General features: G+C 54.0%; 1 pseudogene. It reads left to right on the top strand.

Annotated features, from left to right (window positions below):
• A pseudogene (locus SB756_RS30100) lies at positions 1-192 on the top strand (response regulator); the annotation flags it as partial.
• Positions 193-272: the final 80 nt, after the last annotated feature.

Raw genomic sequence — 272 nt, 5'->3', positions numbered from 1 at the left:
AATGGGTATGACTTGAGCAAAGTCGTGGCCCATCGCTGGCCCTCTGTGCCGGTGGTGCTGACGTCCGGCAATACCAAGTTGGCGGCTGAGTTGGGCAAGTCGGTGAGATTCCTGCCTAAACCCTGGAGCGTCGAGCATTTACTGCAATGCGTGCAAGGAGCTCTGACCCCGCAGGGTTTCTCGATGCATTAATAGCACCGCGACATCATTTGAACTGAACTTTGCGGTATTCGCCAGGGTCGTTGGTGAGACTAGGAGCGATTTTTTCTGAT

Origin of the sequence: Pseudomonas sp. SIMBA_068 (assembly GCF_046534705.1) — a bacterium.
GTDB lineage: Bacteria > Pseudomonadota > Gammaproteobacteria > Pseudomonadales > Pseudomonadaceae > Aquipseudomonas > Aquipseudomonas putida.
This window is presented reverse-complemented; position numbering and strand designations above follow the sequence as displayed.